Genomic DNA, 18,161 nt, shown 5'->3' with positions numbered 1-18,161 from the left:
CCCCGTGTCTATTTTGAATCGTCCGGCCTGTCACGCCCTCCGCAAGGGGCTCATATCGGGAGGGAAGATCAAAACCAGTTGTCTTCCAGCGCTTCTGCCTATCCCGTACGCCGTAGGGTGCGTTGAGCGTAGCGAAACGCACCATGCCAACGTCGGGGCAACCCTGATGCGATTCGCTGCGCTCATCACATCCTACGATGGGGTCTGGCGCCCGCTGGCGGACGCGGCACGCCAAGGCCGAAGGCCGCGCGTGCCGAAGATGTGCGAATACCTAGCCTCCTTCTACAAGCTCGAATATCAGACCAGCCGTTGTCTTGACCTGATCCCCCCGTATGAAGCCCCTTGCGGAAGGGGCCTCGGGACGGACGATTCAAAATAGAAACGGGGGCGCTGACTGTCTGAACGAAGCCAAAGGCGTAGCGAGTTTCAGCGCCGCCGGCCCGAGGACCCTGGAGCAAGGTCCCCGGGCGGAATCCGGGTGCCCTTCTTTGGGTACTTTCTTGGGCAAGCAAGAAAGTACCTCGCGGCGCGCTGGCGAGACAGCGCAGGCAGGCGGCCGGACGAAGCCACCGTAAACTCCAGAGGACGAACCAGGCCCAGCCTCAGGATGCGGGACAACGCCCCAGCGCCAGAATACGGACGAGCTCGGGCGGCAAAGAGGGTTCATGCCTGATGCTCGCGACCGCGGCGGGAAACAGCTGTTCGGCTAGATGGGCGAGCAGTTGCTCGCGGACGCGGGTGGCGTCCACCGGGCCGAGCAGATGCTGCATGGAGGTCGCGGCGAGGCCGGGATAGCCACAGGGGTTCATGCGCTGAAACGGCGCCAGATCCGGGGCGATGTTCAGCGCCAGCCCATGGATGCTGCGCCCGTGCCGGATGCGCAGCCCGAGCGCCGCAATCTTGGCCCCGTCGACATAGACCCCTGGCGCCTTCTCCCGGCGCTGCGCGTGGATACCCCATTGCGCGAGCGTATCGATCACCGCCTGCTCCAGGCCTTCGACCAGACGCCGGACCCCGATCCCCAGTCGCGGCAGATCCACCAGCGTGTAGATGACCAGTTGTCCGGGGCCGTGCCAGGTCACCTGCCCCCCGCGATCGATCGCGACCACCGGCGTCGCGCCGGGGTCCAGCAGATGCTCGGGGCGGCCATTACGGCCCTGGGTAAAGACGGGGGGGTGTTCGACGCACCAGAACGCGTCCGGCCGGGTCGCATCGCGCTCCCGGGCCTGGAGTTGCATCGCCTGCCAGACGGGGACGTAGGGCTGCACACCCAGCAGACGGACCACGGGCCCGGGAACGAGCGGACCGGTCACAGGATCATGCGGACCCGGTCGCAGCGCCCCAGGGCCCGGTAGAGGTCATCGAGCTGGGCCTGACTGGTCGCGGTGAAGGTGATGGTGATGCCGACGAAACGCCCGCCACTGGAGGCGCGCTGCTGGATCACGGCGTCGTCCGGGTCCGGCACATGCTCGGCCACACAGGCCTCCACGGCCTCCAGGAGCTCCGGGTGCGAGTCGCCCATGACCTTGATCGGAAAACGACAGGGAAACTCGATCAGGCTTTCGCGCTCGTCTGTCATGCGCACCCCTCGACTGGTGCCCGGGACGGGTGAGCGTCGCGCTTTGCCTGCTGATACGCGGCATGAACGGCCTGCCAGGCCGGGCCCGGGACCCCGGCTCCGACCGGATGGCCGTCGAGCCGACAAACCGGCAGGAGCTCCTTGGTGGAACTGGTCAGCCAGATCTCGTCGGCCGCACGCAACTGGGACTCGGACAGATCACGCTCCACAACATCGAGACCGCACTGGGCGGCCAAGCGCAGGACCAGGGCCCTTGTTACCCCCGCGAGCAGCGATGATGCCAGCGGAGGCGTAACCAGCGTGCCGTCGACGAGGGCGAACACATTGCTGGCCGCACCCTCCGTCACCTGACCGTCGCGCAACAGGATGGCCTCGACTGCATCCTGTTCGCGGGCCTCCTGACGCGCGAGCACGTTGGCCAGCAGCGTAGTGGCCTTGATGTCACAGCGGGACCAGCGCGTATCGGGCCCCGTCACCGCCGCGACCCCGGCCTGGCGGATCGTGTCCGGCAGTGGCGCGATCGGATTCGCCATCGCAAAGACCGTGGGCGGCCCGCCGGCGGGAAAGGCGTGGTCGCGCGGGGCGACGCCTCGCGTGACCTGCAGGTACAGCCCGAGATCGATGGGCACATCCCCCTCGTTGCGCCGGACGAGCTCCTCCAGCATGCCCCGCCACTGGTCGAACGACAGCGGCGATTCGAGGCGGATGGCGTCCAGCGAGCGCTGCAGCCGCTCAAGGTGTTCCGTCAGCAGAAACAGCTGCCCGGCGTAGCTGGGGATTACCTCGTAGACCGAGTCCCCGAACAGGAATCCGCGATCCAGCGGGGAGATACGCACCGATTCGAGCGGCATGAAGTCGCCATTGAAATACGCAACGCTCACACTCGCCCCGAGTCAGAACGGCCAGACCGAGCGCAGCGACAAGGCAGCACCATCCCATAGGCGACGCACCAGCCCGCCCTCCTCGATCTCTTCAAGGGCGACGACCGGCTGCTGCCCGATCAACTCGCCATTGAGACGGGCCTGCACCTCGCCCACGGCGGCCCCTGCGGCCAGCGGCGCTTCCAGCGGCTGGTTCAATTCCATTGTGGCCTCAAGGTTGTCACCGCGGCCCGGGGGCACGATCACCCAGAAATCCTCGGCCAGCCCGACGGACACCTCGCTATCCGCACCACGATAGATGCGCGGGCTGCCCAGCTGCGTCCCCGCCTCGAACAGACGCTGGGGTTCGGTAAAACGCATGCCCCAGTTGACCAGGGCCTGCGACTCGTTGGCCCGACGCGTACCACCCTCCTGGTGGTTGGAGGCCTCGATGCCCAGCACCACGGCGATCAGGCGGCGATCGCTGCGCTTCGCCGACGAGACCAGGTTGTAACCGGCCGCGGAGGTCCAGCCCGTCTTCAGGCCATCGAAACCGGCGTCACGCCAAAGGAGCATGTTGCGGTTACTCTGCGAGATATCGTTGAACTCGAACGAGCGCTCGCTGTAATAGCCGTAAAGGTCGGGGAACTCGCGAATCAGCGCCCGAGCCAGCAGCGCCATATCCTGAGCAGAGGTGGATTGCGGCTCATCGGAAGGCAGCCCGTGCGAGTTGGTGAAATACGAGTTCATCATCCCGAGTTCACGCGCCTGGCTGTTCATCATGTCGACGAACGCCCCCTCGGAACCGGCCACAGCCTCGGCGAGCGCGGTGGAGGCATCGTTTCCGGACTGGATGATCATCCCGCGCAGCAGGTCCTCGACCTTCACCTCGTCGCCGACCTCAATAAACATGCGCGACGCGCCCCGCATACCCGTGCGCCAGGCCCGCTCGCTGATGGTCACCGTGTCCTCGAGCCCCAGCCGCCCGTCGCGAATCTCGCCGAACACGACGTAGGCCGTCATCAGCTTGGTCAGGCTCGCGGGTTCGCGATCAACATCCGCCTCGCGCGAGGCCAGCACCAGACCGGAATCGAAGTCCATCAGCGCATAGCTCTTCGCCGTCACGTCAGAGGGCGGGCTGGGGATCCCGCTTGGCATGGCCCCACCACTGCCCGGAACCGGCAGGGGCTCACCCGCCATCGCCGGCATGGCGGCAACGCACACGGCCAGGGAGAGGGTCATCAGGGCGCGGCGGGCGACAGAATGGAGCGGGGGGATCATGGTGGTTCGAGGCCTCCTGTAGAGATGGCTAACGATAGCAGACCGGGCCCGAGCAGATGAACGCAAACGGGCCCGGCGGCACAAAAACTGAGCGATACGCGATGTCAGTCGTCAACGATGCGGTAGTCGACGTGGGCGGCCTCCTGCAGGCGCTCGGTCGCCTCCTGCAGCTCGACCTCTTCCAGCGGGCCGATACGCACCCGATGCAGATCCGCCTGCTCGTCGCGTTCCAGCGTCGAGATCTCGATCGACTCGAAGCCCAGGGCCTCGAGATCGCGCCGGATCTCCTCCGCCGTTCGGCGTTCGGAAAACGCCCCGATCTGCACCCAGCGGCCGTTGTTCGCGGCGGCCTCTGGGGCGTTCGCTTCGGAAGCAGCGCGCGCGTCATCAGACGATGTCGCGACCGGGCTGCTGCCGCCCCCCTGGCTGGCCTCGGCGAGCACGATGGGTTCCGGCACTGGCGGGCGCGATTCGGCCACACGCGGCGAATCGACGTCTTCCGGCCCCACGGCACGAATGCGCACCGGGGCCACACCGGCATCGGTCATGTCCAGCCGATGCGCCGCCGCATAGGAGAGGTCAATGATGCGTTCATCCACAAAGGGTCCGCGATCATTGACCCGCACAATCACGCGACGGTCATTCTCCAGGTTCACGACCTCGACATAAGTCGGCAGCGGCAGCGTCTTGTGGGCTGCCGTCATCGCATACATGTCGTAGGGCTCGCCACTGGAGGTTCGCCGGCCGTGGAACTTGGTCCCGTACCAGGAGGCCAGACCCTCTTCCTCGAAGCCGGTGCTAGTGCGCAGGGTACGGTAGCGCTGCCCGAAGACCTCGTACTCGGGCGGGTTCCCGTAGCGACTCGGGGGCTCGTCGGTCGGCACTGCGTCGGGGATCAGCGCCAGATCCTGCGGGATGTCATCCGGGTCCGGGTAGGCGTCATACGCCGCATCGCCCAGCGGGCGATCCGGGTCTGCCTTGCGATCGGGGGCCGACGAGCAGCCGGCCAGCATCAGCGCGAACAACACCGCCGGCGCGGCGGCGGCCGCGCCAGGGCGGCACCGTTTACTCGGCAAAGGCCTCGGCCAGCTGGTGGACGGCCATCGCATACAGCGGGCTCCGGTTGTAGCGGGTGATCACATAGAAATTGGGATAGCCAAGATAGTATTCATACCCGTCCTCGCCCTCGAGGCGAATGAACGAGTACTTCCCGTCCTCGGCCACGGACTCGTCGGGATAGATGCCGTGCTCGGCGAGTTCGTCGAGATCAAAGCGGGCCTGGTAATTGCGGCTGATCAGCTCCTCGTGGGCATCCCCCTCGACCCGGGCGCGTGCCACCACCGGCTCACCGGTCTGCCAGCCATGCTCGCGGAAGTAGTTGGCGACACTGCCGATCGCATCCGGCCAGGAGTTCAGCAGGTCCCGGCGACCATCGCCGTCGAAGTCCACCGCGTAGTGACGGTAGCTGGACGAGATGAACTGTCCGCGCCCCATCGCGCCGGCGTAGGAGCCCCGTGTCTCGCGGACATCCAGGTCCTCCTCCTGCACCAGGGTCAAAAACTCGCCCAGTTCGCGGCGGAAGAAGTCCGCGCGCGGCGGGTAGTCAAATCCCAGCGTGACCAGCGCATCGAACACTCGGAAGCCCCCGGTGTTGCGCCCGTAGTTGGTCTCCACGCCGATGATCGCCGTGATCATCGCCTGCTCGACGCCGAAGGTCTCCTCGGCGCGCGCGAGGGTCTCGGCCTGCTCTTCCATGAAGCGCTCGCCGCGCTCGATGCGCAGGTCGTTCACGAAGATCGGGCGATAGTCCTTCCAGGGGCGCGCCTCGGCAGGGGCCGAGATCAGGTCGAGGATGCGTTGCTGGGGATCGGCCTCGGCGAACATACTCTCCAGCTCGTCGCGATCCATGCCCGCCTCGACCTGTTCGTCGATAAAGGCCTGGACCTCCTCGCGCTCCAGGTACGGCGGATCACCGGCGCGAAACTCGGACCCCGAGACGTTCGACAGGGAGCAGGCCCCCAGTGACAGGATCAACCCGGCCTGCAAGAGGACGGAACGAAGGGTGCCCAGCGGGCGGAGGTTGAGGGTCATCGATTCACCAGGCGCTTTTGCGACGCAATGCTCATGAGAATACCGAAGGCGACCATAAGCGTCACCAATGATGTGCCGCCGTAGCTCACCAGCGGAAGCGGCACGCCGACCACGGGCAGAAGCCCTGTCACCATCGCGATGTTGACCACCATATAGACGGCGAAGGTCAGCGCCAGGCTGCCGCCCAGCAAACGGGCGAAGCGATCCTGAGCGAGGGCCGAGATCCACAGCCCGCGCGCCACGATCGCAAAATACAGCAACAACAGGAGTGCGACACCGATAAACCCGAATTCCTCGGCGTATACCGCAAAAATGAAATCCGTGGAACGCTCGGGCAGAAAGTCGAGGTGCGACTGCGTGCCATTCAGCCAGCCCTTGCCGTACAGCCCGCCGGAGCCGATCGCGATCTTCGACTGGATGATGTGATAACCGGTCCCCAGCGGATCCGACTCCGGATTGAACAGGGTCAGCACCCGCTGGCGCTGATAGTCATGCATCTGCAACCACAACGCCGGGATCGCGGCGGCCGCGGCCAGTCCCAGCCCGACGAACCAGCGCCAGCTCAGCCCCGCCAGGAAAATCACCAGGAAACCAGCGGCACCCACCAGCATCGCGGTCCCCAGATCCGGCTGGCGCATGATCAGAAAAACGGGCACCAGGATCAGGGGCACCGTCACCAGCAGGTCGCGAAAACGCGGCCGATCGTTGCGAGTGGACAGGTACCAGGCGACCATCATCGGCACCGCCAGCTTCATGATCTCGGAGGGCTGGAAGCGCATGAAGCCGAGATCCAGCCAGCGTCGCGCCCCCTTGCCGATCTCGCCGGCGACCATGACCGCCAGCAGTAGCGCGACACCAGCCACAAACAGCCAAGGCGCGAGGGACCGCAGAGTACGCACGGGGATCTGCGCGACCAGCACCATCGCGGTCACGCCGAGTCCGATGCGCATGGCCTGACGCTCCAGGGCAATCATGCTCTCGCCGGAGGCACTGAACAGCACCGCCAGCCCCACCAGCAGCAAGATGCCGATCAGCACCAGCAGCACGCCATCCAGGCGCAGGCGCCCCAGCACCCACTGCCCTAGCGGCATCTCGCGCCCCGTCACGCTGATCATTCGTCCTCCGCCACGTCGAGCGTCATTCCGGCATCGCCTTTCAGGAAGGCGTCCATCACCTCGCGGGCTACCGGGGCCGCCACACGACCGCCCGAGCCGCCGTGCTCGACCAGCACGGCCACCGCGATCTGCGGATCGTCCGCGGGCGCATAGCCCACGAACAGGGCGTGATCCCACAGATGCCGGGGCAGCTCGTCCTCGTCGTACTCCTCGTCCTGGCCCAGCCCGAAGACCTGCGAAGTGCCGGTCTTGCCGGCGATGCGGTAGTTCGTCGGCGGGCGGCTGCCAATCGAACCCCAGGCGGTGCCATGGCGCGTATGTACGGCCTCGATCAGTGATTCGTGAATCGTGTCCCAGTGCTCCGGGGCCGCCTGCACCGGCTCGCGAGGCTGCGGCAGCAGCCGTTCGAGTTCGCCGTTGCCATTGTCCATCGACTGCAGCAGGCGCGGCTGGATGCGCTGCCCGCGCCCGGCCAGCGTCGCCGTGAAGTCCGCCATCTGCAGCGGTGTCGACAGCATGTAGCCCTGGCCAATCGCGGTGATCAGGGTCTCGCCGGGGAACCAGACCTGGTCGTGCGTCGCTCGCTTCCAGTCACGGCTGGGCAGGATACCTGCGCGCTCGCCCGTGGCGTCGATACCGACGCGCTGCCCAAGCCCGAATGCCCCCAGCATCGGCACCATGCGGTCGATCCCCATCGTATGCGCAAGGTCGTAGAAATACACGTCAGAGGAGACCGCGATGGCGCGCGACATGTCGACCCAGCCATGCCCCTCCCGGCGCCAGTCACGATAGCGACGCTCATGGCCGGGGATCTGAAAATAGCCACGGGCGAACATCCGTCGATCCGCGGTGGTAATCCCCTCGTCCAGCGCGGCCAGCCCCACCAGGGGTTTGACCGTGGAGCCCGGCGGATACTGCCCGGTCAGGGCGCGATTGAACAACGGCCGCGCGGGGTCAGATTGAAGATCGGAAAAGGCGGCCTGGGAGATGCCGTGCACGAACATCTCGGGGTCGAATCCCGGGGCACTAACCAGCGCCAGCACCTCGCCGTTGTTCGGGTCCAGGGCGACAATCGCACCCCGCCGGCCCGCCAGCGACCGGTAAGCGGCACGCTGCAGGTCCGCGTCAATGGTGAGCGTAATGTCGGTACCGGCCTCCGGTGGTGTCACCGACAACTCGCGGATCACCCGTCCCTGGGCATTCACCTCTACCTGACGGTAGCCCGGGCGGCCGTGCAGCAGGTCCTCGTAGTAGCGCTCGATGCCGATCTTGCCGATATGCGAGCTGCCGGCGTAGGCACGCGGGTCCACCCGTGCCAGGTCCTGCTCGTTGATCCGGCCCACGTACCCGACCACATGCGAGAACTTGTCACCGAGCGGATAGAAGCGCATCGGACGGGCCTCGATCTCCACCCCCGGCAACTCGTGCCGCGAGACCGCGATCCTGGCCACCGTGGTGTCGTCCAGGCCCGCCTTGAGCAGCACCGGCTGGAAGGGTCGGCGCTGACGCACGCCGCGGCGGAAGCGTTCGATATCCGCGTCGGAGAGCTCGACAAAGTCATGCAGTCGTTCCAGGAGGTCATCGAGATTGCCAGCCTGTTCAACCGTCACCTCCAGCTGGTAGGAGGCGCGGTTGCCCGCCAGCAACTGACCATTGCGATCCCGGATCACACCGCGACTGGGCGCAATCGGCTCCACCCGCAGCCGGTTGTTCTCCGACAGCGTGGTGAAATGGGTATGCGCGCCGACCTGAAGCCCCGACAGGCGCCAGCCGATCAGGAGCAGGACCGCGGCGAGCAGGACCAGTGCCAGCAGGATGCGCACGGCATACCGCTGCTGGTCCTGTTGTTCCTGCCCGTAGTCATCGCGCCCGGCCATCTCAGCGGACCGCCACAACAACGAACGCCGCGCACCCGGCGACCCCCGACCCCGGGGATACGGGGACGATCCACGCCACGCGCTGACGCCGGGCCGCTACCGGCTCAGATCTTGCTCTTCTGGTAACGCTTGTAGCTGGCAACAATCTCCGCCTTGGCCTCTTCGGCGCCTACCCAGCCCTCAACCTTGACCCACTTGCCCTTCTCCAGCTCCTTGTAGCGCTCAAAGAAGTGCTTGATCGAGTCCAGCAGTTCCTTCGGCACGTCTTCCGGGCCCTTGAATCGCTCGGACTGCGTGCACAGCTTGCTCACCGGAACCGCCAGGATCTTCGCGTCGACCCCGGCCTCGTCGGTCATTTTCAGCATGCCAATCGGGCGCGAGCGCACGACCGAGCCCGGCAACAGCGGCACCGGGGTGATCACCAGCACGTCCACCGGGTCGTTGTCTTCCGACTCCGTGTTCGGGATGAATCCGTAGTTGCACGGGTAGAACATTGCGACCGCCATAAAGCGATCGACCACCAGAGCCCCGCTGTCCTTGTCCATCTCGTACTTGACGGGCTGGCCCTGGGTGGGGATCTCGATCACCACGTTGATGTCGTTGGGGAGATCCTTGCCGGCTTCGATCTGGTTGAGGTCCATGCTTGAGTATATTCCGATTATTTTGAAGAGCGGGGCATTATACAGGGGAGAGCCTCCGCAATGGCACCCGTCGCCGTCAGGCCAGGGAGCCACGGGCTGTATTGAGCGGTTGCGGCCGATTACCCTCAGGCGGTATAAGACCGCGCTCGGGAAACGGTTTGCGCCGCACCACCGCGGCCCTTTCACGATAGCCATTCACCGTGCCGCCTCGTACCCGGCTTGTGCTGCGGTTCGGCGTCGCACCCGGCAGCAGGAGTCAGCCATGCGTATCGTCCTGATGGGCGCACCGGGGTCCGGCAAGGGCACCCAGGCCAAGAAGATGGTCGCCACCTTCGGTATCCCCCAAATCTCCACCGGCGACCTGCTGCGCGCCGCAATGGCCGCCCAGACCGAACTGGGCAAGCAGGTCGAAAGCGCGATGAACGCCGGCCAGCTCGTACCCGACGACCTGGTCCTGGGCCTGATCCGCGACCGGCTGCAGGAACCGGACGCACAAAAGGGCTTCATCCTCGACGGCTTTCCACGCAACGTCGCCCAGGCCGAGACCCTGGACACCATGCTCGAGAAGCTCGGCGCACCGCTGGACCAGGCGATCCAGATCGATGTGCCGTTCGATGAACTGAAACAGCGCCTGACCGGACGCGTCTCCTGCGGCGATTGCGGCGCGGTATTCAACTCCCATACCTTCCCGCCCCAGCAGGAAGGGGTTTGTGATTTGTGCGGTGGCGAACTCGTCCACCGCGCCGATGACACCGAGAAGACGGTCGTCAATCGACTGAAGGTCTATGAAGAACAGACCCAGCCGCTGATCGAATACTACGCCCGCCGCGGCCTGCTCAAGCATGTGAATGGCACCCGCGACATTGCACTGATCTTCGACGAAGTCCGCCAGCTGCTGGGGAAACACTGATCCAGCATGATCCGTGTTTCCCCAGACTGAAACCCGCATGACGCCATCGCCTGACGGCTACGCACGCCCACTGCACCGCCGGGCCACGGCGCGGACCATCATTGCCTGCGTGCTCGGCGTCACGGCCACGGCGGCACAGGCCGGACTCGAGCGGATGGAGCGCCCCCCGGGCTGCGACTTCGCTCCCGGCATGGAGTGGCCCGAGATGCGCGAGCTCGCGGCCGAAATCACTGATATCGACGCCGATTACGTACGCCGAGAGGGTGAACTGATCAGCGCCCGCGGAAACGTCCAGCTCTTCGAACAAGGACGTCGCCTGGATACCGAATTCCTCGAATACGACCGGGCGACGGGCGTGGCTCGCACCGAGGGTGACACCCGGCTGTTCGACGGCGACCTGCTGCTGCACACCGACGGTGGCGAGTACCGCCTGGACGAAGAAACCGGGGAATTCCGGCGCATCGACTACCTGGTGCAGTCCGTGCCGGCACGAGGCAGCGCCGGGGTGGGCATCCAGCTCGCGCCCCACCTGCACGAGTTCGAGGACGCCGAGTACACCACCTGCCCGATCGACAACGACAGCTGGTGGCTGCGCACACGAGATCTGGAACTGGACCGCGAACGCGGCATCGGGGTTGCCCGCAACGCCCGCATTGACTTCAAGGGCGTGCCCATCGCCTACACGCCGTACATCCACTTCCCGCTGGACGACCGCCGCCAGAGCGGCTTCCTGCTGCCCAGCGCCGGGGTCAGCTCAAGACACGGGGTCGACATCAGCACGCCGTGGTACTGGAACATCGCGCCGAACTACGACGCGACTTTCACCCCGCGCGTCATGACGGATCGCGGGGTGAAGCTCGGCACCGAGTTCCGCTACCTGCAGCCTCGCCACGAGGGCGTGGCCGATATCCGCTACCTGCCGAGCGACCGCGTATTCGGCGACGACCGGCACTACGTGCAGTGGTTTCACCAGAGCCGCCTGACCTCGGACCTGCGCTTTCGCCTGGACGCCGCCGACGCCTCCGACAGCGAGTATTTCCGCGACTTCGGTGGCGCGGACCGCTACTCCGGCAGCACCCCCTATCTGCGCCGCCGGGCGGACCTGACCTACAACCAGCCGGCCTACCGCCTGCGCACCCGCATCGAGGACTACCAGATCATCGACCCCGAGTTGCGGGCCCAGCGCGAGCCCTACCAGCGCCTGCCGCAGATCACCCTGGAGGCGGGCGAGTATCTGGGGCGCGGACTGGCCTGGGACCTGGACACTGAACTGGTGCGCTTCGAGCGCAGCGAGAGCGACTCGCTGGAACCCCTGGGCACGCGCTTCGACCTCAACCCCACGGCCTCCTGGCGTTTCGATACTGGGGGCTTCTTCTTTGAGCCCAGTGCCGGGGTGCGCTATACCCATTACGAACTGGACCGCCGGGGCGAGCCAGGACCCGAGTCGATCAGCCGCACCGTGCCGCGGGCATCGATCGACACCGGTCTGGTCTTCGAACGTCCGATCCAGGACGGGCGTCGCCTGCAGACGCTGGAACCGCGGATCTTCTACGGCTATGTCCCGTTCGTCGACCAGACCGATATCCCGGTCTTCGACACCGGCGAGGCGGACTTCAGCTTCGACAACCTGTTCAGCCTCGACCGCTTCGTCGGCGCCGACCGGGTCGGCGATACCCACCAGCTGACCACCGCGCTGACCACCCGCATCTTCGACGAGCAGACCGGCCAGGAACGGATGAGCCTGTCCGCCGGCCAGATTCGCTACTTCGAAGATCGTGAGGTCCGCCGCGCTCCTGACGGCGATCCGCTGACGGAGTCCCGCTCGGATCTCGCCCTTGAGGGCCGCGTGCGCATCGGCGATGCCTGGAGCGGCCGGGGCTCCATCCTGTACAACCAGGACGAAGGCGAGACCACCCTCACAGCACTGTCGGTCAGCTACAGCCCGAGCGCTCGCGCCCGCATCAACGTGGGGTATCGTCAGCGCGAGGCCGGCAACCGCTCCATCGACCAGACCGATGTCTCCGTGCTGTGGCCCGTGACCCCACGCATCGATGCGATCGGGCGCTGGAATTACAGCCTGCAGGAGGAGCGTGATCTCGAACTTCTGGCCGGCCTTCAGTATCGTAGTTGCTGCTATGGCATCCGAGTGGTCGCCCGCCGCGCCTACGACTTCGACGAGACCTACGACAACTCGATTTATTTCCAACTCACGCTGGACGGACTCGGACGTTTCGACTCCGGCGTGGATTCGCTTTTGAGCGAGGGTATAGCCGGATATGACGCACTCCCCTGACCAACACCGCCGGGCCTCCTGGCTCCCGCTACTGGGCGCCGTGCTTATGAGCCTCGGCCTGTCCGCACAGGCGCAGGTTCCCGGCGGCGAACAGCCCGAGGACGCCGTCGAGGCCCCGGTCACCCCGGGGGCCGCCTCCGAGGCCGGTGCGCCGGCCGCGCCCATCACGCCACCGGAGGGGGATCAGTTCACCGATCGCATCCTCGCCGTGGTCGGCGACGACGTGGTGACCCAGCGCGAACTGGTCGAGCGCATGAACCTGGTCGCCCAGCAAATGATGGAGCGCGGCACCCGCCCGCCGGATCGTGACACCCTCGCCCGGCAGGTCATGGAACGGCTAATCGTCGAGCGCGTTCAGCTGCAGGAGGCCGAGCGGGTCGGCATCAACATCGACGAGATGACCCTGAACCGGGCGATGGAGAACATCGCGCGCGAAAACCGCATGAACCTGCCGCAGCTGCGTCAGGCCCTGCTGCAGGACGGCGTCGACTTCAACGCCTTCCGCGAACAGATTCGCAACGAACTGACCGTCAACCAGCTGCAGCGTCGCCAGGTCGACAACCAGATTCGCGTCAGCGACCAGGAAATCGCGGACCTGATCGCCTCGGAAAGCGGCGCCATCGACCGCGGCGTGCGCTATCGCATCGCGCACATCCAGGTCTCGCTGCCGCGCGGCGCGGACTCCAGCCAGATCGCCACTGCGCGCGAAAAGGCCCGCGAACTGCGCCAGCGGGTGCGCGAGGGTGAGGACTTCGCCAGTGTGGCCATCTCCGAATCCGATGCCCCGGATGCCCTGGAGGGTGGCGACCTCGGCTGGCGCACCGCCGGCGAAATCCCCTCCGTATTCGCCCGCGAGGCCGTGCTGATGCGCACCGGCGAGATCAGCGACGTGCTGCGCTCGCCGAATGGCTTCCACGTCATGAAGCTGGTGGACCGCGAAGGCGGCGACCAGACCCGCGTCCGGCAGACGCAGGTACGCCACATCCTGATCAGCCCCGACCAGGTCCGCAGCGACGAAGAGGCCCGCCGCCAGGCCGAGTCCTTGTACAACCGCATCCGCGAGGGCAGCGACTTCGAGGCCCTGGCCCGCGCGAACTCCGACGACCCCGGCTCCGCCGCCCAGGGCGGCCAGCTCGGCTGGATCAGCCCCGGCGAGCTGGTGCCCGAGTTCGAGGAGGCGATGAATGCCCTGCAGCCGGGCGAGATCAGCGAGCCGGTGGAGAGCCAGTTCGGCTGGCACATCATCGAGGTCCTCGACCACCGCGAGGTCGACACCTCGCGCGAGCAGATCCGCGCCCGTGCCCGCGAGATCCTGCAAAACCGCAAGCGCGAGGAAGAGATCGAGCTGTGGATGCGGCGCCTGCGCGACGAGGCCTATGTCGAGTACCGCGTTGACGGCTTCGGCTCCTGACGCCCGGACGCCGGGTGCAATCCCGCGTCTGGCACTGACCGCCGGCGAGCCAGCCGGGATCGGGCCAGATCTGCTGATTGCCCTGGCCCACGAGCCTGGCGGTGGCGCCCAGCGCGTCGCCATCGGGGAACCGGATGTACTCGAGCAGCGGGCGCAGCAACTGGGCCGGTCGATCCACCTGATCCCCTTCGACCCCGAACGACCGCGCACCGCTACGCCGCGCGGGGCCCTGGAGATCGTCGCGGTCCCGGCCGGCGGCCCGGTGCAGACGGGCACCCTCGACCCCCGGCACGCCGAAGGCGTACTGGCAATGCTCGCCGCCGCCGCCGATGGCTGTCTCGATGGCACCTTCGACGCGATGGTCACCGGCCCGGTGCACAAGGGCGTGATCAACCGTGCCGGCATCCCGTTCAGTGGTCATACCGAGTGGCTGGCCGAACGCGCCGGCGCGCCCATGCCCGTGATGATGCTGGCCACCGAATCCCTGCGGGTCGCACTGGTGACTACCCACCTGTCCCTGCGCGACGTCCCCGACGCGATCACGCCGGAGCGCATCGAGGCGGTCGCCCGCGTACTGCACCACGATCTGGCCGAGGACTTCGGAATCGAACGCCCGCGCATCGGCGTGTGCGGACTGAACCCGCACGCCGGCGAGGACGGGGTACTGGGGCGCGAGGAGATCGAGGTCATCACCCCCACGCTCGACCGGCTGCGCGCCGAGGGCCTGGACCTGCGCGGGCCGCTGCCCGCGGATACCGCCTTCACCCCGCGCGCCCTCGCCGAGGTCGATGCGGTACTGGCGATGTATCACGACCAGGGGCTCCCGGTGCTCAAGCACGCAGGATTCGGGCATGCAGTCAACGTGACCCTGGGGCTGCCCTTCGTGCGCACCTCGGTCGATCACGGCACGGCCCTCGACCTGGCCGGCAGCGGCCGCGCAGAGGTCGGCAGCTTCCTCGCGGCCGAGGGCCTGGCTCGGGAACTGGCCCGCCATCGCCTGCAGGCACAGGCCGCGCACGCCCATGGGTGATGCCGCACATGGGTAGCGCGCTGCCGCCGATCCGCAAGCGGTTCGGCCAGAACTTCCTGCATGATCAGGCCGTGCTCGCGCGCATCGTCGGCGCGATCGCCCCGCACCCCGACGACCCGGTGCTGGAGATCGGCCCCGGCCGGGGGGCCCTGACGGGCGCCTTGCTGGAGCGCCTGAATCGTCTGGTCGCGGTGGAGATTGACCGTGACCTGGCGGCCGGTCTGCGCGCCGCCTTTGCCCCGGAGCGCCTGGAGCTCCATGTGGGCGACGCGCTGGATCTGGACCTGGCAAGCCTTGGCCCGACACCGGAGGGTGGCTGGCGGGTCGTGGGCAACCTGCCCTACAACATCTCGACCCCCCTGCTATTCCACCTGCTCGACCAGATGGAGGCCATCCGCGACATGCATTTCCTCCTGCAGCGCGAAGTGGTCGAGCGCATGACCGCCGCCCCCGGCAGCAAGACCTACGGCCGACTGACGGTCATGCTCGCGGCGCGCGCCCGGGCCCAGTCGCTGTTCGGGGTTCCCCCCGGCGCCTTCCACCCGCCGCCCAAGGTCCACTCCGCGGTCGTGCGCATCACACCACTGGAGGCGCCGCTGGTGGACAGCGCACTGTATCCGGCGTTCGCAAAGGTCGTGAACCAGGCTTTCTCCAACCGCCGCAAGACCCTGCGGCGGGGGCTGTCCGGGCTGGTGGATGCCTCCCGGATCGAGGCCGCCGATCTGGACCCGGGCGCCCGCCCGGAGACCGTGGACGTCCACGGCTTCGCAGCGCTGGCGCGAATGGTCGCGCCCAGCTGACCGGCCCCGCCAGCGGACCGCGATCCGCTATGATGGACCCATGGACTTCATGGTGGCCGACATCGGAGGTACCCGCACCCGGGTCGCACGTGCGCGCCGCGGCGGCGCGCACTGGTCGTTGCACGACATCCGCCGCTACCCCAGCCGCGACTTTCCCGACCTGGACCACATCCTCGAGGCCTGGCGCAACGAGGTCGAACCGGCCGAGCCGCTGGCCGCTGCGGGGCTGGCCCTGGCCGGCCCCGTTCAGAGCGGTCGGGCCCGCGCGACCAACCTCGACTGGCCAGAACTGGATGCGCATGCCCTCGAACAGGCACTGGGTATCCCGGTCGCCCTGATCAACGATTTCGCCGCTGTCGGCGCCTGCCTGGATGCCCTGGAACCCGGAGACCGGATCACCCTGCAGAACGCAGCGGCCGATCCAGAGGGTTTGCGCCTGGTGGTCGGGGCCGGAACGGGTCTCGGGACCTGCCTGGTCGGCCCGCGCCAGCAGCCCGCCATCCATCCCGGCGAAGGGGGGCACGCACGCTTTTCCCCGGCCGACGCCAACGAGGCGGCGCTCGCGGCGTTCGTCAGCGCCGAGGAAGGGCTTTGCACCCGCGAGCACCTGCTCAGCGGCCGCGGCATTGCGCGCATCGCACGCTTTGAACTGGCACGCCGGGACGATGGCGAGCTGGCGCGAGCGCTGACCGCGGCCGACCCGGCCGCCGCCATCAGTGACCTGGCCGATGCCGGCCACGCGGCGGCCCTCGCGGTCGTCCAGCGTTTTGTAACGATCTATGCGGGACAACTAGCCGACATGGCCCTGACTGCGCTGCCGACCGGTGGGCTATACCTGGCCGGCGGGATCGCCCCGCGCTGGGCCGATTACTTCCAGGACACGACGTTTCTGCGGGCCCTGCATAATCGCCCACCGATGACCCACTTGCTTGAGCGACTGCCCGTGTCCCTTATCATGCACCCTGAACCCGGCCTGCTGGGCGCTGCCGTCAGCGCCTGGTTCCAGACAGGAGCTGCAACCGAATGAATTCGCCCCGCGAAACCGAAGAACACGCCATCGAGATCGAGGTCGCCACGGCCTATGTCGAGGACCAGTCGGAGCCCGACGACGACCGCTACGTGTTCGCCTACCACATCACGATCCGTAACTCCGGCGCGCTGACCGTGCAACTGCTGAACCGCCACTGGATCATCCGCGATGGCCGCGACCAGACGCAGGAGGTGCGCGGCGAGGGCGTGGTGGGCGAGCAGCCACGCATCGAGCCGGGGGACAGCTTCGAGTACACCAGCGGCACGGTAATCGAGACACCCGTCGGCACCATGGAGGGCAGCTACGGCATGCAGGACGAACGCGGCAACACCTTCGAGGCGCCGATCCCGCCCTTCACCCTCTCCGTACCCCGTACGCTTCACTAGGCCAGGGCATGGCCCTTTACGCGGTTGGTGACCTCCAGGGCTGCCTGGACCCGCTGGAACGCCTGCTGGAGCAGGTCCGTTTCGACCCCGCCACGGATCACCTGTGGCTGGTGGGTGACCTGGTCAACCGGGGACCAGACTCGCTTGGCTGCCTGCGCTACGTACGCGCCCTGGGCGATGCCGCGACCGCCGTGCTGGGCAATCACGACCTGCACCTGCTGGCCACGGCCGAGGGTGTCCGCACCCCCGGCAACAAGGACACCCTGCGCCCCGTGCTGGACGCCCCGGATGCCGCCGAGCTGCTGGATTGGCTGGCGCAGCGTCCCCTGTTGCACACGGATTCCGACGCTGGCTGGACCCTGGTGCATGCCGGCATTGCGCCGGGCTGGGATCTCGAAACCGCGCAGACCGAGGCCCGGCGGGTGGAGGCCGAGCTGCGCGACCCCGCGCGACGCCATGCCCTGTTCGAGGTGATGTACGGCGACGAGCCTGCCCACTGGGACCCGGAGCTGGCCGGATATGATCGCCTTCGCTTCACGATCAACTCCTTTACCCGCATGCGCTACCTGATGCCCGATGGCGGACTGGAATTCTCAGGCAATGGGCCACCGGAAGATGCCCCGGAAACGCTGACACCGTGGTTTGCCTGGCCGGGCCGCCCAAGCGAAGGCTGGTCCCTGGTGTTCGGTCACTGGGCCGCGCTCGGTCACCGCCGAGGACCCGGCTGGCTGTCACTGGACAGTGGCTGCGTCTGGGGCAGGACAATGACGATCGCGCGCCTCGACGAGACCCGCGACCCCTTCCGGGTACGCACCTGGCAGACCGCCTGCAGCCAATAAGGCGCAGCGTGGCCATCG

The 18,161-nt window shown here is 67.1% G+C and carries 17 protein-coding genes; 8 read left to right on the top strand and 9 right to left on the bottom strand.

Translation table 11 applies throughout. The annotated features are described in order from the left end of the window. Window positions 1-602 precede the first annotated feature (602 nt). The 9 genes from lipB to ppa all read right to left on the bottom strand — a co-directional run bounded on the left by lipB (window position 603) and on the right by ppa (window position 9,444). On the bottom strand, window positions 603-1,313 hold the full coding sequence (lipB, locus tag G015_RS0107230) for a lipoyl(octanoyl) transferase LipB (protein WP_028490897.1): 711 nt from the start codon (window positions 1,311-1,313) through the stop codon (window positions 603-605). Further along, window positions 1,310-1,579 (bottom strand): YbeD family protein, encoded by a 270-nt coding sequence (locus tag G015_RS0107225; protein WP_017925710.1) that lies wholly within the window; start codon window positions 1,577-1,579, stop codon window positions 1,310-1,312. The genes lipB and G015_RS0107225 overlap by 4 nt, the downstream gene beginning before the upstream one ends. Beyond that, window positions 1,576-2,460, bottom strand: a complete 885-nt coding sequence (locus G015_RS0107220; RefSeq protein WP_020146373.1) for a D-amino acid aminotransferase — start codon at window positions 2,458-2,460, stop codon at window positions 1,576-1,578. The genes G015_RS0107225 and G015_RS0107220 overlap by 4 nt, the downstream gene beginning before the upstream one ends. A gap of 12 nt (window positions 2,461-2,472) precedes the next feature. Next, window positions 2,473-3,720, bottom strand: coding sequence for a D-alanyl-D-alanine carboxypeptidase family protein (locus tag G015_RS0107215; RefSeq protein WP_018138668.1), 1,248 nt, complete (start codon window positions 3,718-3,720; stop codon window positions 2,473-2,475). Window positions 3,721-3,824: 104 nt separating this feature from the next. Beyond that, window positions 3,825-4,829: a septal ring lytic transglycosylase RlpA family protein gene (locus G015_RS0107210; RefSeq protein WP_038038390.1), complete on the bottom strand. Its 1,005-nt coding sequence runs from the start codon at window positions 4,827-4,829 to the stop codon at window positions 3,825-3,827. Then, window positions 4,786-5,811 carry a lytic murein transglycosylase B gene (gene mltB, locus G015_RS0107205; protein WP_018138666.1) on the bottom strand — a complete coding sequence of 342 codons (1,026 nt, stop codon included), beginning with the start codon at window positions 5,809-5,811 and terminating at the stop codon, window positions 4,786-4,788. Before mltB ends, G015_RS0107210 begins: the two co-directional genes overlap by 44 nt. Beyond that, window positions 5,808-6,926 (bottom strand): rod shape-determining protein RodA, encoded by a 1,119-nt coding sequence (rodA, locus tag G015_RS0107200; RefSeq protein WP_018138665.1) that lies wholly within the window; start codon window positions 6,924-6,926, stop codon window positions 5,808-5,810. Before rodA ends, mltB begins: the two co-directional genes overlap by 4 nt. After that, window positions 6,923-8,803 (bottom strand): penicillin-binding protein 2, encoded by a 1,881-nt coding sequence (gene mrdA / locus G015_RS0107195; RefSeq protein WP_018138664.1) that lies wholly within the window; start codon window positions 8,801-8,803, stop codon window positions 6,923-6,925. Before mrdA ends, rodA begins: the two co-directional genes overlap by 4 nt. 104 nt (window positions 8,804-8,907) lie before the next feature. Continuing rightward, window positions 8,908-9,444 carry an inorganic diphosphatase gene (ppa, locus tag G015_RS0107190; protein ID WP_018138663.1) on the bottom strand — a complete coding sequence of 179 codons (537 nt, stop codon included), beginning with the start codon at window positions 9,442-9,444 and terminating at the stop codon, window positions 8,908-8,910. Between the two features lie 262 nt (window positions 9,445-9,706). Between ppa and G015_RS0107185 the strand changes: the two genes are divergently transcribed. Genes G015_RS0107185 through G015_RS0107150 form a run of 8 tightly spaced genes read left to right on the top strand, consistent with a single transcriptional unit; the run spans window position 9,707 to window position 18,143 of the window. Then, on the top strand, window positions 9,707-10,354 hold the full coding sequence (locus tag G015_RS0107185) for an adenylate kinase (protein WP_018649281.1): 648 nt from the start codon (window positions 9,707-9,709) through the stop codon (window positions 10,352-10,354). Between the two features lie 37 nt (window positions 10,355-10,391). Then, window positions 10,392-12,647: an LPS-assembly protein LptD gene (locus tag G015_RS0107180; RefSeq protein ID WP_018649280.1), complete on the top strand. Its 2,256-nt coding sequence runs from the start codon at window positions 10,392-10,394 to the stop codon at window positions 12,645-12,647. Continuing rightward, window positions 12,631-14,058: a peptidylprolyl isomerase gene (locus G015_RS0107175; RefSeq protein WP_026182207.1), complete on the top strand. Its 1,428-nt coding sequence runs from the start codon at window positions 12,631-12,633 to the stop codon at window positions 14,056-14,058. The genes G015_RS0107180 and G015_RS0107175 overlap by 17 nt, the downstream gene beginning before the upstream one ends. Then, entirely contained in the window at window positions 14,024-15,088 is a 1,065-nt protein-coding gene (gene pdxA / locus G015_RS0107170; protein WP_028490896.1) for a 4-hydroxythreonine-4-phosphate dehydrogenase PdxA, read from the top strand. Before G015_RS0107175 ends, pdxA begins: the two co-directional genes overlap by 35 nt. A gap of 8 nt (window positions 15,089-15,096) precedes the next feature. Further along, window positions 15,097-15,888, top strand: coding sequence for a 16S rRNA (adenine(1518)-N(6)/adenine(1519)-N(6))-dimethyltransferase RsmA (rsmA, locus tag G015_RS0107165; protein ID WP_018175425.1), 792 nt, complete (start codon window positions 15,097-15,099; stop codon window positions 15,886-15,888). A 40-nt stretch (window positions 15,889-15,928) separates the two neighbouring features. After that, on the top strand, window positions 15,929-16,915 hold the full coding sequence (locus G015_RS0107160) for an ROK family protein (protein WP_018994084.1): 987 nt from the start codon (window positions 15,929-15,931) through the stop codon (window positions 16,913-16,915). Next, complete coding sequence (apaG, locus tag G015_RS0107155) at window positions 16,912-17,304, top strand: Co2+/Mg2+ efflux protein ApaG (protein WP_012983348.1); 393 nt, start codon at window positions 16,912-16,914, stop codon at window positions 17,302-17,304. The genes G015_RS0107160 and apaG overlap by 4 nt, the downstream gene beginning before the upstream one ends. An 8-nt stretch (window positions 17,305-17,312) precedes the next feature. Continuing rightward, window positions 17,313-18,143 (top strand): symmetrical bis(5'-nucleosyl)-tetraphosphatase, encoded by an 831-nt coding sequence (locus tag G015_RS0107150; protein WP_018138656.1) that lies wholly within the window; start codon window positions 17,313-17,315, stop codon window positions 18,141-18,143. Window positions 18,144-18,161: the final 18 nt, after the last annotated feature.

The organism is Thioalkalivibrio sp. ALJ15, assembly GCF_000383695.1.
In the GTDB taxonomy this organism is placed as follows: domain Bacteria; phylum Pseudomonadota; class Gammaproteobacteria; order Ectothiorhodospirales; family Ectothiorhodospiraceae; genus Thioalkalivibrio.
This window is presented reverse-complemented; position numbering and strand designations above follow the sequence as displayed.